A 14,309-nucleotide genomic window follows, 5' to 3' on the forward strand; every position below is an offset into this window, starting at 1 on the left:
AATGACCACGACGCAGAGTCAGAACTCCGACGTCGCAGCCGACACCAGAGCCGTTCGCTCGCTCGACGGCTTTCGCTCGCTGAACCCGGCGAATGGGCTCTTCCTGCAAGCCGAGCACCTCGCGACAATGCAGTCCTACGCCCGCTCCCTGACCTTCGCGACCGCTCAGGCCACCGGCACCGGCGTCGTGCACGGCCTGACGGTTGCCCTCGGCAAGGACCGTACATCACTCGAGATCTCCCCAGGCCTGGCGATCAGCCCGGCGGGCGAGCTACTGCGCATGGAGCACACACTCCGGCTGCCGCTCGACGACGAACACCTGCCTGCCCTGCCCAGCCACGGCTTCTGGGTCGTCGAAGCGCGATGGGCCTCGGGAACTTCCGGGTCATCACCGGTCTACGGGAGCCTGTGCAACGACGCATGCACCGACGGCGGCGGGACGATCCAGCCCTGGCGCGACGAAGGGCTCGCGGTCCAGCTGAGGTCAGACACCATGACCGGGCTCGACGGCGAACGGTCCGACGTACGCCGCAACTGGCTGGCATCCCACTACTTCGAGCGCGAGCGAGCCGCAGTCCCACCCTGGCTCGTGCCCGCCCGTGGGGGCGCCCGGGTCGCTCCCCTGCCAACCAACGCGTGGGGCGACGGCACCGCGCTACCCACGAACGCCGGCGTCCCGCTGGCGGTGCTCCAGCGCGTCGATGGCGACTGGGTCCTCGACATGTGGACTGCTCGCCGGTTGGTGGACGGCGCGTCCGCACACGCGGCCTGGCGGGGACGGCTAGCGATGCGCCCCTGGTCGGTTTTCCTCGCCCAACTCCTCCAGTTCGAGGAGGCCCTGGCGGCAGGCAGCTCCGCGCTCGGAAGCGCGACCGCCGACCCGGATAAGCTGGTCGTGCTCGACGTGGACGTCGAGGAGGCGCTCCGGGGCCCGGTCACCGACTTCCTCCGCAACACCGAGGGCAAGCCGTTCGCGAGCTGGCACATCGTCGAGGAGCTCAGAGACGCCTTTGACCGAGCCGTCCCCCGGCGCGGCAAGGTCACTGCGGCGCGCTCGCTCAAGGGCCTGGGCATGGTCGAACTCCCACCCGCTGGATACCTCAGCGTCGAGGAGACACGGGAGGACCTGAAGGGACTCCTCGAGGACTTCTTCGGCCCGCAGGTTCGGCTGCGCCTCTGCTCGGTTCGCGCCGACCACGTCGCCGCGGCGGTTAGCGATGCCCAGCACCGCGACCGGATCCCGTTGGCCCACGACCGTGCGCCCTACCCGCAGGTGGACGTGCTTGTCCCCGACCAGCCCGCCGACAAGGCCGAACTGTACGTCGAGGCCTATGGCTGGGTGGCGTTTGTCCGGCGGCCACTAGTCTGCGACGACCTAGTGGTCCCGATACCCGAACAGAAGACGGAGGATGTCACCGTCTACACAGCGTTCCGGGGAGACACCCCGACCCCGGAGGCGGAGTTCCGCGACGGCCAACTCAAGGACGTGGAGCCTATCGGGACGCTGACCTACCCGGTCGGCGGGTGGGACTACCCAGGCACTGAGTCAGCAACGCAAGCCGCACTGAAGGCCGCCGAGATAGCTGGGCTGTCGGGACCGCCGATGACAGTAGTAGCGCTGACCGCGGACACGGACCACCGTCCGATCGCTGCGCTGCGCGCGTCGCTCTTCACAGCCTCAGTGGACACCGGCATCGGCGCACGGCCAGTCCACGCCTTCCCCAACACTTCGGGCGCGGAGGCGATCGTGCTCGTCTTCCAGATCCAGATCAGCTGAGGGAGGCGAACCGTGGCTCGACACCACCTCCCCCGGGTCCGCAGTACCGGCGAGCAGGAAGCTTGCGAGGCCGAGCACTGGGTCGCGCCCAACTCCGGAGACATCACGCGGCCAACCGGCGAACAGCGCCCCGCTGACCTCGACGGCGTATACCCACGACGCCACGCGGGGGCGGCGGCCCTGACCAACATCGTCGGCGCTGGTCCGAAGCTGCTGGCCCACGTGCGCCAGCATCGATCGCACGGCGATCGGCAACCACGGAACGTACGGGAGTTGCACAAAATGCCGGATATCGAGCAGACCGCAACGTTGGGTCCTCAGGTAGTGCAGCGTCATCATTGGGCCTACCGACGGCTTGGACCGCAGCAGGTCCTCGACTTTTACGCCTCCCAGGCCGGCGCTGGGGAACTGGTCACCCAGAACCGATTTGCCTTGGCCCCCATCTCTGACGTGCCAGAGATGGGGAGAGCGGACCGCTCACTCCCCTTTGAGCTGGACGAGGGCAGCCCCAACAGCGCTGCCATCTTGGGGAAGGCATTCGACCGCGGCGTCGCGGGGGTCACCGGCGACAGCGAGATCCGCCCGTTCGTAGCGACGCAGCGCGAGCAGGTGGCAAGCGACATCCCAGAGGGGATGCGGGGACGGCTCAGCGGACGACTCCTGCACTGCTGGGAGAGCGATGCCTGCGAACTACTCCACGTGCTGGCCGACGCGGTTAGCAAGGCGTCCTTGCGGGTCGCCGCCAGGTCGATCCTTCTCGGCCACACCGAACGGCGCATCCGCCTCAATCTGGTCCGGGCGAACTCGTGAACGACCCGCCGGCACGGTTCGGGGTCTGCACCCTCCGTGTGGAGGTGCAGCCGGAGCATCTCCTAATCACGATCACAACCAGCCGCTACCTCTCCCCCGGCGCACGACGCGGCGTCACCGCCGCTCCCCACACCTACGCGTCCGTCCGCGACGCGCTGGAAGTCACCCAACAATTCCTCGAGTCCTTCGGCACCTGGCAGGACACCGGAGTCAATCGGCGGTGAGTCGTGCGCGCGCTCCCGATCTGACGGGACCCGCGCACCATGAGACTAACCCTGTTGCTACAGCAGGATCCAGTGAGTTGGCTGACGGTTCCCGTTCATTACCAAGACTCACCGCAAGCTGAGCGGAAGGTACGCGAGCGGATCCGTGCGGTCGATGCCCCCAACTTGGTTGCCGCGGCAATGCAGGTCGTGATCGACCAAGCATCCCCCCGCTCCAGGAGCGTCGCCGTTCGCCTAGGACGGACATAGCATCACCAGGCGGTTCCGGCTCCATTGGCTCGACGCCGAACAACTCATGGACTAGCCCGAGCGTGCCACTCCTGGTCGAGGAGCTAGCAGTGATCGTTGGGACAGTGCAGGATCTCACGCACGACCAAGCAGCCCACCGACGTTCGAAGGAACCACGTTCTCAAGCTGTTACGAACATGGTCTCTCCAGCTTCTGAGTGACCGGATGTCGTGCGCCACGCTCGCGAGCCAGTTGCTGGTAATGCCCCAGTAGAGCCGAGCCGACCGATGGCAGCGCTGGCACTCTCCGTTTGTGTTCGAGGAGCGATCGATTGCTCCACTCAGATTACCAACGGCTGCGCCAGCGTCCTTTCAGGGCTTCATTGCCATCGCCGAGGTCAAACGTTTCGATGACACGGCTTTAGCTTTGGCCTAATATTCCCGTCGCGTCAACGGTCACCGCGCAACAGATGCACGGCGGGCCGGGACGATATTTTGCGTGGCCGACCATCTGAAGACCGAAGCGAACGTGAGGTAGCCCACAGAAGTGTGTGGTCAACGCGTCTCGCGGCGGGTGCGAGATGCCTGGCCGACATTCAATCGTTTGCGAAAGGGAGTGGTACGCCGCACCACCTCTGATTACTTCTGGCGCAGTGGGATCCAACCATGGCCGAAGGTAAAGACCCGCGCCTATGCTCGGTGCATTATCCGTGTGCAGCTTCAGACACGGAGGATGGGGCCTGGGAGGCACTCGAACCACCAGCAGGGGGCAGCATGGCTGGGTTGCGACTGCGGTTGCTCGGCCAATTCGCTTGCGAATCGTCTGGGTCTTCCGTCGATCTTCCATTCGGCATCCAAAGACTGGTGGCGTTCCTCGCACTTCGGGGCCCCTCGCACCGTTGCATGGTCGCTGGTTCTCTGTGGCCCGAAGTGCCGGACGCCCAGGCTTTGGCTAGTCTGCGTACTGGCGTCTGGCGGATGAATAGGCTTGCGCACGGTCTGCTGGAAGCCCAGGGGACCGGGCTCCGGATGTCGGCGCACACCTGGGTCGACAGCAAGGCTCAGGAGGACTTCGCCAAGCGCGTCGTGGACACTCGTCTAATTGATGGCAGGGAGTACGAAAAGGATCTCGAGACGCTGTACCCGCCCGAACTGCTGCCAGGATGGTACGACGACTGGGTCATCTTCGAACGTCAGCGACTCAGCCAGCTCCGACTGCACGCACTCGAGATCATTGCGCGCCGCTTGACTCAGCGCGATGAACTTGACGTCGCCCTCAGGCTCGCCCTCGAGGCGGTCCGTACCGAGCCGCTGCGCGAGACCGCGAACGCAGTGCTGATGTCGGTGTACCTCGCCGAGGGCAACGTGTCCGATGCGATACGCCAATACGCCGTCTTCCGGGATCTCCTACAGCGCGAGCTCGGCCTCGAGCCATCGGCCCGGCTGACGCGATTGCTGCCGGCACAAGCAAGGACGACGCTGCGCGCCAGCGTAGATGTTCTAACGCCCCGGTGACGCGGGGTGCCATAGGCCTTTAGTCATGGCCAAACAGCTCGTCACCCCGGCTACGTGAGCGCACCGAATGAACACATCCGTCGACTTCTTCAACGCGATCGTGACGCTATCTTCGGTCGTATTGTTCGCCAAGTTCGTGACCCACCGAAGCCGTCGTCAGAGTCTGCCCACCAGGCTGCGCAGGCTGCACGTAACTTGCGTGATGTCGAGCATCGGTGCGCTCACGTTCGCCTTCGTCAGCCTTGAACTCGAGCGAGACGCTCCCCCCATGGCTGCATGTCTCGGCTGCCGTGCTCATGTCGGTATCGGTTCTCATACTCGTGTTCGATGCGCTGTGCGATGACAGAAAGCAACTCACGCACGCCGACGCTGTTAACGATCCCAGCGTCGCGCAGTCCGTTGAATCGCCGTCCACAGCAAGCGGCGAGCAAAAGGATGCATCGTCCGGGCGGGATCTTAAGGGCACCTGAGCCTAGGCGCACCCAAGGCCGCCAGGGGCCGTTTCACGCATCGCCGACACAGGATCCTTTCATGTTGTGATCCCCATCTTGGGCGTGGACGTCCTCAGCGAGGTGCGGTGCGTGGTCGTCCAGAGCGGAATGCTTTGGACGACCACGCAACGTCGTCTGCCAACGGAGGCGGCTCGCGTCCACGCGGCACTCCGTCGGTCGGTCCAAGATCTGGCCAATCCGCCTCGACGACTCTGACGGGAGCTGGTTGGGCGAGCTCGTCCGATTCGGTCCTCTGAGAGCCGTTTCGTTGAGCGGCTATGGAACGTCCGAGGTATAGCGCGAAGCACGCTCCGAACGACGAGCGGCCATCCTGAGCATCCATCGGTTGACCGCTGGAGATGGCGATAAGTACCTGCTGCGCCACATCGCGTCTGGCGACGTCGGCCGTCGGATGGCTACGTCGTTGACGGCCTACTGCATGGCGTCCGGATACCCGTCAGGGCGATGGATGGGCAGTGGGCTGAGCGGACTCGGCGCTGGCCAGCTCGTCCCGGGTGGCGAGGTCAGCGAGGAGCAGATGGCTGCGCTTTCGGCCGCGCTCAGGACCCGCTGACGGGGCTACCCCGCATTCAAAAGCCCGGCAGAACGGATTCGAGACCAGATCCGCGCGCTCGACCCACACCTGAACGAGTCCGAGCGGCAGGTCGAGATCGAGCAGATTCGCAAGCGCGAGATGCGCCAGAAGGCGAAACAGGCGGTCTCCGGATTCGACCTCACCTTCTCCCCCGTCAAGTCGGTTTCTGCCCTTGGGCGACTTCTCGAGCAATTGCTCGCCGCGGGGATTGACCGATCCTTTGCCAGCCTTGCGGCTCGTTGCCGTGAGCAATCTCTCTCTATCCAGATGTTGCTCCGGCGGTCGCGAGAGCAGCAGGGTGCCGGCGACATGCGCGCGCCTCAGATCGCGCATCTCGCATCGGGGCAACCGCTGCCCTGTCGAACGTTTGGATGATTCTTCCTAGTCATCTCCTGTCGTCGGAGCACCCGATTGAGTCGCGCTTCGCGGCATTGCGAATCCGCGTCACCGCGCGCATTGTGTATTAGTCGGACACGGCGCTGGGAGGGGCAGTGCTGGAGACTCTGGAAGATCTGAAGAGTTGGGCTGGGGGGCTCATACGGGCAGAAGCCGCTCCGCCGTTGTGGATGCGCGTGCCATGGGAACGTGTTGACCCCAAGCCGTTCGCTCAGCAACTCACGCCTAGCGACGACTATTTCTGCGTACGCGTCTGCAATATGCATCTCACGTATGACAGGGAGTGGTTAGAGGAGTATCAGCCTCTCCTGCTCGTCGCTGTCGAGTTCTCCTACGATGGCGAAGGCGTCACCAAGCCCGCTGTGATCGGTCCGCAGTTGATCGAGAGGCTGGGCGCTGCAGCACCCCAGGCCACTGCCATCGCCGGCACGGTCGTAGCAGGGCCGCATCCGTTGCGAGAAGGGAGCGTCACGGTCACGCTTGCCCTCCAGCGAGTGCTGCGCCGCAACGTCGCGAGCGGCTTCCTCGACGTGATAGAAGGAGCAGGAAAGGCCCTGAACCTTGCGGCCGGCATCGCTCCCTTTGCCGCGTTGGCCCGCGTGGTCACCGACGGCGTGAGCGCCCTGACCTCCGCGGAAGGTCCGGTCATGGCCAGGCGCGACGAGTTTCTGCCCGCAGTGCCTGGATATTTCGCACTCATCGCTCCCACCGCTGCCGTCGACCTCAATCAGGTGGGCGTGATCGACGGTGTCCTGATGGAGCAGCGGAATGGCTCCGTCCGGCCATTTCGAAGGGCCGACTACGTGCTCTATAGTATCGAGCCCGTCGGTTGGAACAGCATCGACGTCACACGGCTCCCACTCTATAGGCAGTGGCTCACAGTTCTGAGTGAGGCCAACAAAGCCGCGACACCCCACGTCTGGGAGAGCGCCAAGACCAATCTCTCCACTCTGATCGCCATGGCATTCGCAAGTCCCGATCTGACCTACGGGCACGCCGAGGTGCTCGAGTCCGCATGGACCGACAAGGCGCAGCGGCGTCGGGACAGCGCTCGACGACTGGGCGAGCTGGGCGAGAAGCGGCCATCAGAGGCCGTGACCGAGGACACCCAAGGGACTAGTCGGCATGAATTGCCGGAGCAGGTTCGAGATCGAGCGCTCGCTGTGCTGGACCTGTGAGATGTGATGGATATGGAACCGACAGTCTGCACCCTCACCATCAAGGACGACTACCGCGGAGAGTACGAAGACAATCTCCGGTACGTCCGGTCCGAAGGGAGGCACGTACTGTCGCCGCTCGGAGCCAAGCGCCTGACGCGGGCAATCGTCCAGCTCCTGCACGGCTGGATCGCGGCCTCTCCACAGTGCAAGCGCGCCGAACTGAAGGTCCTCGGTTCGGCGCTCTACGAGATCGCCTTCGGCGAGCTCGATCCAGCCGATCCGACGGCAGCCCCCATGCGTGCGGCATTCGAAGACACTCTCAGAACATGCAACAAGGTGGATCGACCGGTGCGATTGCGTCTGGTGGTCGAGAGCACGGCACAGACACTAGGTCAGTATCCGTGGGAGTTCCTCTACCTTGACCGTGGCGACGACGAGAGCGGGTTCTTCCTCGCCGGGCAGGACGTACACCTCACCCTGACCCGCTACGTACCCAACGAAGACACCTGGGCTCAGGCGCCCGAGGATCAGGATGGTCGTCTGCGCGTTCTGGTTGTCGTGTCGAGACCCCGGATACCGGACATGACGGACCTCAAGGTCGGCGGTTTCGTCGAGCAATTGATGCAGCTGGATCATCGGCGATTCGTCCCGGACCTTGTCCCGTCACCGACACGAGCCGAGCTCAGGAAGCGCATCAGAGCTCTGCAGCCACATGTCATTCATTTCATCGGCCACGGCCGAGCCAATCAGATCGCTCTCAAGAAGGACGCCGAAGTGCTCGCCCGCGACCTGGAGGACTACAGCGTTGCTCGGGAGCTCGGCCGGCTCGTTGCTCCAGTATCCGAGGCGGACTGGGTCGACGCCTTCACGGCGTGTGGGATTCTCCGCGCGGGTCTTGAGCGAAGAGATGCGCCACAGCGTCTCATCTTCTTGCACGCGTGCGAAGGTGCAACTGTCGCGGACACCGACAACATTCTCGAGGGCCTCAACAGCGTCGCGAGGGCGCTGATGGGTGGCAATGGACGCATCGGCGGCGTCATAGCGATGCAGTACACGATAGCCGTGGAGGAAGCCGAGCTGTTCGCCAAGTTCTTCTATGATGCGATCAGCAAGGGGCAACGAGTGGATGAGGCGGTGCGATCCGCGCGCATGCAGTTCGCTGAGACTCCCCTCCGAGCAAGCCAGCAGAGCTGGGACAATCGGGGATGGGGCACACCTGTCATCTTTCTGCGGAGTGAGGATCCCCTCGTCCAGCCACCACCGACGCTGGAACGAGCCAAGGAACCTTGCCCTAATCCGAGTTGCCCAGACGGATGGGTGATTCGCGCGGCAAGCCTCAAGAAGTGTCGACGATGTCAGTATCCCTTCGTTGAGTGCCCAGCGTGTCCAAACGGCCTTGTCGTGCCGAAGTCCGGGTTCGAGTGCTCGGAGTGCGACTACATCTTCGAATCAGCGAAGACTGTGGGGCCTGCGGATGCGCCAGACGCGGTGCACGGCCGCCGTCGTCGTCCAGCCGAGCGAAGGGATGGGCCTTTGTCAGATCGACTCGCGGCGTCGATGCCTCGCGACACGAATATTCCGCGCACCCGGACCACCGGAACCGAACGCCGCGAGGTTGTGGCCGGTGCGGGCGGACCACCCCACGAGTCCGCGGATGACGTCACTTTGTGGCGCAGGTCCAATGGCACGCAAGGCAGCGACCATGACGACCCGAGCTGAGCGCCGTCGGTATCTCGTTCCAACCAGAGATCGGTTGTCGGCTTTGGCGGCTGACGCCTACGCCGCGGCCGCCGTACAAGGTGTTTCGATGCAGCGAGCCGTCGAGGTCATCGAGCCACTGCGGGAGCAGGCCCTGTCGTCGTATGACGCGTACGAGCTCGGCATGGAGTTCGATGCCGCCGTGGCCCAGGTGGTGGGCGACTCCGTTGTCCCTGTCATCAGGCAATTGCGGGAGGGATACTTCGCTGCGATGGCTGGACGGGTCGCCGACCTGCTTATTGCGCCCGACTACGACGGCCACGCCGACTCAGACTGGATTCGTGCTTTTGCCGAGGCGGTCGGCGAGTATCGCAACAACGCTTGCGAGGAGCTTCTGCGTGGCGAGACGTTTCCAGGCATCGACCACGAGCTGCGCTCAGGTGCCCAGCGGATTGCTGATCGGGTTCGAGACGAGGAGTGGGCCGACCTTCGTGTCGATCTCGAGTGGCTGCTCGAGCACGCCATCCTCGAGGATGCCGAACGGGCTCCGCTCCTGGCTATGGCCTCACTCATCGAGCTGTTCATTCTCGGCGATCAGGCGGCGGCCCGTCAGCTCGCCGACGCCGCGCTCCGTGCAGGTCCTGCAGATCCGCGCGCTGCAGAGGCGCTCTCCTACTGTCTGCACTACGAGGATCGTCGAGCAGACGCCGAAGCGGTCCTCCGCGAAGTGCTTGTCAGGGAGCCGACGAGTGGCGTTGCACAGGTGGCGCTTGGAAGGATCGCCCGCGAGAACGGGGATCTCGCCGACGCTGAGCAGCTTCTTCTCACGGGCATCCGCGGGGCTCCAGGTCTCGGCGAGCTGTACAGAGAGCTCATCACGCTGTACACCGAGCCGACCCTTTTCCCAGAGCGTGAGGCGCGTCTGCCGCTGCTCGCCGCACAAGCTCGTGCCCTGGATCCAGAGTCCGCCTACTCGATCGATGTCGATCTGGGTTGCACTTATCGCGACAACGACGCTGCCGACCGGGCCCTTGAAACCCTGACTCGAGCTGTCGAGACCGAACCAGACCGACCACGCGGCCGCGTCGAGCTCGCACGCCTCTACCTCGCCAAGAACGACCTCGCCGCGGCACGTTCGGAACTCGACACCGTGCTCAGGATTGATCCCACGTACGTCGACACCGCCACGGTCTACGCCGACCTGAGTCAAAGAGCTGGCCGGCCGGATGAAGCGATTAGCTGGAACCAAAGAGAACTCGCCCTCACAAGGGGAAATCCGGGCCAGGTACTCGCGAGGCTCGCGGCGCGACTGCATGACTCCGAACGCGTCGAGGACGGTTGGCGCACTGCATGCGACGCCGTGAAGGCGGCTCCGAACGACTGGCGACTGCTCGAGGTACTCGAGGAAGTCGTCAACGCCCGCTGGGTGACGAACCCGCAGGATGTCCGGACCTTGTATGCCACGTTCCTCCAGCTCGGCGAGGATGCGCCAACCGCCATCTACTCCAACCTGATCGGCAACACGGCATACCTCGCATCCGACCTTGAAGTCGCGCGGGCAGAGTTCAGCAGCGCTGTCGAGATCGATCCGTCGACTCCCGCGTACCATCGCAATCTCGGGCGCGTGCTGCGGGACCTCGGCCGGTGGGAGGACGCGCTGGCCGCCATCGACGCCGCTTATGCGATAGACCGGGACGACGCCGTTCGTCGCTATGAGCGGGCCTGGATCATCAACGGCCGAGGCAACGAGGCCTATGGCGTCGGTGACTCCTCCCGGGCCGCGGCGGAGTATCAAAACGCCATCGACGACTCGCCCGATCAGGCCGTCCTTTATGGAAATCTTGCTCTGGCCCTCCTCGAGAACATGCCCGAAGGCGAACATCAACAGCGACTGGAACACGCGGTCGATGCCTTGACGCACGCGACCGCCTTGGACTCGGAGTCGGACTATGAAGTCGGTCTGGCCCGTGTGCAGGGACGACTGGATCGGGTCCGCCGTTTCAGCGAGCTGATCGACGTCTCGACCGACCTGCCCGCGATCATCGTCGAGTTCGCGGACGACCTTGTCCCCCGCGTCGACGCAGCCCAGGAGGGTGGCTCCGTCATCCCGCAGCAGATTCCTGCAATGCGTGCGCGGCTGGAGAGCGACATCGGCTTCATGATTCCTGGTTTGCTACTGCGTGCCGGGGACCTGCATCCCGGCGAGTACCGAGTGTTGTTCTTCGGTGTCCCTCGTGCCGTCGGTCGGGCGTCTGCTCGTCGCGTCTGCCTACTCGCTGACCTGGACTCACTGGTCGATCGCGGCTTGTCCCGAGACGACGGCCTCGAGATCACCGATCCAGTCACCGGGCGATCGCAAACTTGGGTGGAAGAGAGCGTGATTCCTGCGTTGGCGCTCGAAGGCGTCGAGCAGCTCAACGACGTCGACGCGATCCTGCGCCACGTCGAACAATTGATCCGGGCCGACAGCGGTCTCTTCTTTGGGCTCGATGCTGCCTCGTCCTGGTTGGGCGCAGAAGGGCACGCACCAGCATCGACGTCGCACATCGCCACCGGTCGAGCCGCCCTTGGCCGAAGGATCGCCGGATCTCGGACGCTTCGCGCCTGCGCGAGGGACGGTATTCAGCTCGATGATCAGGTCCGTGCGGTGGTGGATGACCTGGTCAGCGAGGTCCGGGATGTAGGGGTGCGGGCAGAAGCTGCAGTCCGACAGATTCGACGGACGCTCAGCGACCGGCTGCCGCGGTGGCACCTGGTGGAGATGCCGTCCTGGGCAGAAGAGATTCTGCTCGGCGGACGTCGGCTGACACGGATGGAGGAGCACAAACTGATGCAGATGCTGGAGCCGATCGTTGACGTGCATCCCCACGTCACGGTTGTGACGGCCGCAGAGGATGCCCGCGCCTACGCACAGCGGTTGCTTCTCGACCACTTCGACCGGGTCGTCGGGGCTCGGGTCAACGTCCTCTCCCGCGATGAGGCGTCGATGGCGGACAGCAGGCAACCGCTCGTCGGAGGAACTGGGGCGTGATCGAAATGGGAGTTCCCCGCTCGGCGGCCACGCAGCAGCATTCGATCACGGTGGTCAACCTCCGACTAGCCGGACCACTGGCCGACGTCGCCGGCGAAGCGAACGTACGCAACGATCTCATCGCAGCGGTCTCGTCGGCCATCGACGAAACCGCGACGACACTCGGTGTCCAAGCCACTCTCGAGGTTTCGATCGACCTGGCTGCCGAACCGCCGACCGACACCGCGCCGCAGCTTCTGGGAATCACTCTGAACGGCGTCCGCTGCCGATATCCTGCCCTGACTCCAAGGTTGGCCCGCCTCGTGCAGTCTGAGAACCGGCTGGACGATACGTCCTTCGCCTGGACGAGCCCCTGGCCGGTTGACATCGGCGCAGCTGAGGACGTGCCGAGCATCGTACGGCTGGTGTCTGCGGAGGCCCTTGCTTTGCGACCAAGTGCCTTGCTCACCGCTGAGGTCCTCGACCGGTACATGGACGACGTAGCCGCGACCGTGAGCGGCGTTGAGTCCCTCCGCGATCAACGCTCCTGGGTTGGTGAGGTGTTGCGCACGGTCCTGGACCAGCGGATCAGCATCGCAGACCACGAACGCGTGGGAGCGCTGCTCTGCGCGGCCGAGGAGGAGAACGCGACAGACGCCGCTGAGCTTCTGGTCGCGGACCTGGCGAGGACAACGATTGGCTTACGGCTACCCGATGACTTCGGAGAAGATCTCGGCTCCGGAAATCTCGGCGATCCAGACGATCTCCTCGCATTCGTCTTGAAAAGTCTCTATGAGGAGACCGGACTCGTCTTTCCACGGATCGACTTCGAGAGGCCGGCCGCAAACCAGCCCGCACGATCGTTCGCAGCTCGCATCAATGACCTCGTGACCGCGCCGTCGTGGATGCCGCCCCCGGACCTCATCATGGTGAACGAAACGCCGGAGCAGATCTGTTCGATTGTGGACGTTCGATTTTCCGCAATCAATCCCGCAACGCTGAAGCCGAACTCCATGGTGGCGGCGTCTGCGCAGGAAATCCTCGAGAACGCCGGCTACACGACCTGGACTCAGGCGCAATACGTGACCCTCCAACTCGCCGCGTGGATGCGCCGCTTCGCCGGCGCACTCGTCACTCAGGACCAAGTTCTCGGCCAACTGGAGTCTCTGGAACCCGGCTGGCCAGCAGTCGTCCATGCCGCCCGAGGTCAGCTCGGCCCAGCCCTGCTGACGCAACTTGTTCGCAGGCTCGCCAACGATGCCGTACCTCTGCGTCATCTCCCCGCGCTGCTCGAACGTGTCGTTGACCTCCCGGCGATGGACCTCGGTCTCGGCAAGTACGCGATCGTCACTGATCCCGTGGCCTCGCCCCAGGGCGCTGACCAAGCACCGCTCTCCGAATTCGAACGCGTCGAATCCTGGGTAAGAACAGGGCTCCGGAACTACATCGCTGATGCCGCTGCTCCTGATCCAGGCACGCTGGTGGCTTACCTATTGACGCCAGAGATCGAGTCGATCCTCGTCCAGAACAAGCGGTCACCGGCCGATGAGGATCGACTCGTGTCGGCCGTCGATGCCGAACTCGCTCAGCTTCCTTCGGCCGCACGAACACCGGCGATCTTGACGTCGAGCCGCGCACGCCCGGCGCTCCGCGACCTGCTGTGGGCCTCGCATCCGCTCGTTCGAGTGCTGGCGCATGACGATCTTCCTGCATCGACCGTGGTACAGCCGATTGCTCGGATCGGTGCGGGAGACTAAGGAGCCGACATGCTCGAGTGGACGATAGACGGGCGGTGCCCCTGCGGGGGCCAATACGAGGACCGCCGTGTCGAGGTGCGCATCGCTTCGACAGTCACCGGCGAGCCAGCGGTCCTCGAATCCGTAGCGCAAGGCAGTTGCCCGCGCTGCGGATCCCGGGTTTACACCAACGCCGTCCTCCAACGAATCGAGGCAGTGTTCAGCGAGGCTCAGCAGCGACCTGCGCCCGACACCTCCTGAATGGATCTTGGACGGCACGCTCGCCACATTCTGTACGGAAGCCGTCGCCGGAGCCCTCTGATCCTCATCGGCAACGATCGTAGGATGCATGGTCGAGATGACTAATGCACCGTCGAGTATCGGCGGCGCTCCAACTGAGGGAGGAGCCATCGCTGGTCACCGCAACCGCTCGCCCGGTTACGCACTCAACAGGTGGGAATCAATGCGCGGTGCCGCAAACCGATGCACACTCCGCCCTGGAAACGCCACAGGTCGCGCGCCATATGCGAGACGTCAGCAACTGTCGGTCGAAAATGCGAGCAAATCAGCGGTTACAGGGTTCGACGATGCGGATCCGCAGCCGCATCGAAGTCGAGGCGTGTGGTTAAGGTACATGTTCCTCCTCGGACGCGCACGTTAACCACACCGT

The 14,309-nt window shown here is 64.3% G+C and carries 9 protein-coding genes; 8 read left to right on the forward strand and 1 reads right to left on the reverse strand.

Annotated elements, in window-relative coordinates:
• Position 1: 1 nt before the first annotated feature.
• The 4 genes from EV649_RS25175 (at position 2) to EV649_RS40910 (ending at position 4,553) form a co-directional block, all read left to right on the forward strand.
• Positions 2 to 1,777, forward strand: coding sequence for a hypothetical protein (locus EV649_RS25175; RefSeq protein ID WP_130386014.1), 1,776 nt, complete (start codon positions 2 to 4; stop codon positions 1,775 to 1,777).
• Between the two features lie 12 nt (positions 1,778 to 1,789).
• Positions 1,790 to 2,587 carry a hypothetical protein gene (locus EV649_RS25180; protein WP_130386015.1) on the forward strand — a complete coding sequence of 266 codons (798 nt, stop codon included), beginning with the start codon at positions 1,790 to 1,792 and terminating at the stop codon, positions 2,585 to 2,587.
• Complete coding sequence (locus EV649_RS25185) at positions 2,584 to 2,811, forward strand: hypothetical protein (protein WP_130386016.1); 228 nt, start codon at positions 2,584 to 2,586, stop codon at positions 2,809 to 2,811. The genes EV649_RS25180 and EV649_RS25185 overlap by 4 nt, the downstream gene beginning before the upstream one ends.
• A 1,256-nt stretch (positions 2,812 to 4,067) precedes the next feature.
• Positions 4,068 to 4,553 carry a bacterial transcriptional activator domain-containing protein gene (locus tag EV649_RS40910; protein ID WP_157996312.1) on the forward strand — a complete coding sequence of 162 codons (486 nt, stop codon included), beginning with the start codon at positions 4,068 to 4,070 and terminating at the stop codon, positions 4,551 to 4,553.
• A 948-nt stretch (positions 4,554 to 5,501) separates the two neighbouring features.
• Here EV649_RS40910 and EV649_RS41735 read toward each other — a convergent pair.
• Positions 5,502 to 5,972 carry a hypothetical protein gene (locus EV649_RS41735; RefSeq protein WP_130386018.1) on the reverse strand — a complete coding sequence of 157 codons (471 nt, stop codon included), beginning with the start codon at positions 5,970 to 5,972 and terminating at the stop codon, positions 5,502 to 5,504.
• Between the two features lie 158 nt (positions 5,973 to 6,130).
• On the opposite strand from EV649_RS41735, the gene EV649_RS25205 reads away from it, so the two are divergent.
• From EV649_RS25205 to EV649_RS25220, 4 genes are all read left to right on the forward strand, one after another.
• Positions 6,131 to 7,213 (forward strand): hypothetical protein, encoded by a 1,083-nt coding sequence (locus EV649_RS25205; RefSeq protein WP_130386019.1) that lies wholly within the window; start codon positions 6,131 to 6,133, stop codon positions 7,211 to 7,213.
• A gap of 12 nt (positions 7,214 to 7,225) precedes the next feature.
• Positions 7,226 to 8,914, forward strand: coding sequence for a CHAT domain-containing protein (locus EV649_RS25210; protein WP_157996314.1), 1,689 nt, complete (start codon positions 7,226 to 7,228; stop codon positions 8,912 to 8,914).
• An 88-nt stretch (positions 8,915 to 9,002) separates the two neighbouring features.
• A complete protein-coding gene (locus EV649_RS25215) occupies positions 9,003 to 11,924 on the forward strand; it encodes a tetratricopeptide repeat protein (RefSeq protein ID WP_198682664.1) in 2,922 nt (973 codons plus the stop codon).
• Between the two features lie 5 nt (positions 11,925 to 11,929).
• The gene (locus tag EV649_RS25220; RefSeq protein ID WP_241998671.1) at positions 11,930 to 13,660 is read left to right on the forward strand and encodes an FHIPEP family type III secretion protein; all 1,731 of its coding nucleotides are present in this window, start codon (positions 11,930 to 11,932) and stop codon (positions 13,658 to 13,660) included.
• Positions 13,661 to 14,309 lie beyond the last annotated feature (649 nt).

The organism is Kribbella sp. VKM Ac-2569 (assembly GCF_004216905.1).
In the GTDB taxonomy this organism is placed as follows: Bacteria; Actinomycetota; Actinomycetes; order Propionibacteriales; family Kribbellaceae; genus Kribbella.

Bases quoted from the DNA above. Each gene is read 5' to 3' on its own strand.
- EV649_RS25215 (WP_198682664.1), top strand. From the start codon at position 9,003: ATGCAGCGAGCCGTCGAGGTCATCGAGCCACTGCGGGAGCAGGCCCTG.
- EV649_RS25220 (WP_241998671.1), top strand. From the start codon at position 11,930: ATGGGAGTTCCCCGCTCGGCGGCCACGCAGCAGCATTCGATCACGGTG.
- EV649_RS41735 (WP_130386018.1), bottom strand. From the start codon at position 5,972: ATGCGCGATCTGAGGCGCGCGCATGTCGCCGGCACCCTGCTGCTCTCG.
- EV649_RS25210 (WP_157996314.1), top strand. From the start codon at position 7,226: ATGGAACCGACAGTCTGCACCCTCACCATCAAGGACGACTACCGCGGA.
- EV649_RS40910 (WP_157996312.1), top strand. From the start codon at position 4,068: ATGTCGGCGCACACCTGGGTCGACAGCAAGGCTCAGGAGGACTTCGCC.
- EV649_RS25175 (WP_130386014.1), top strand. From the start codon at position 2: ATGACCACGACGCAGAGTCAGAACTCCGACGTCGCAGCCGACACCAGA.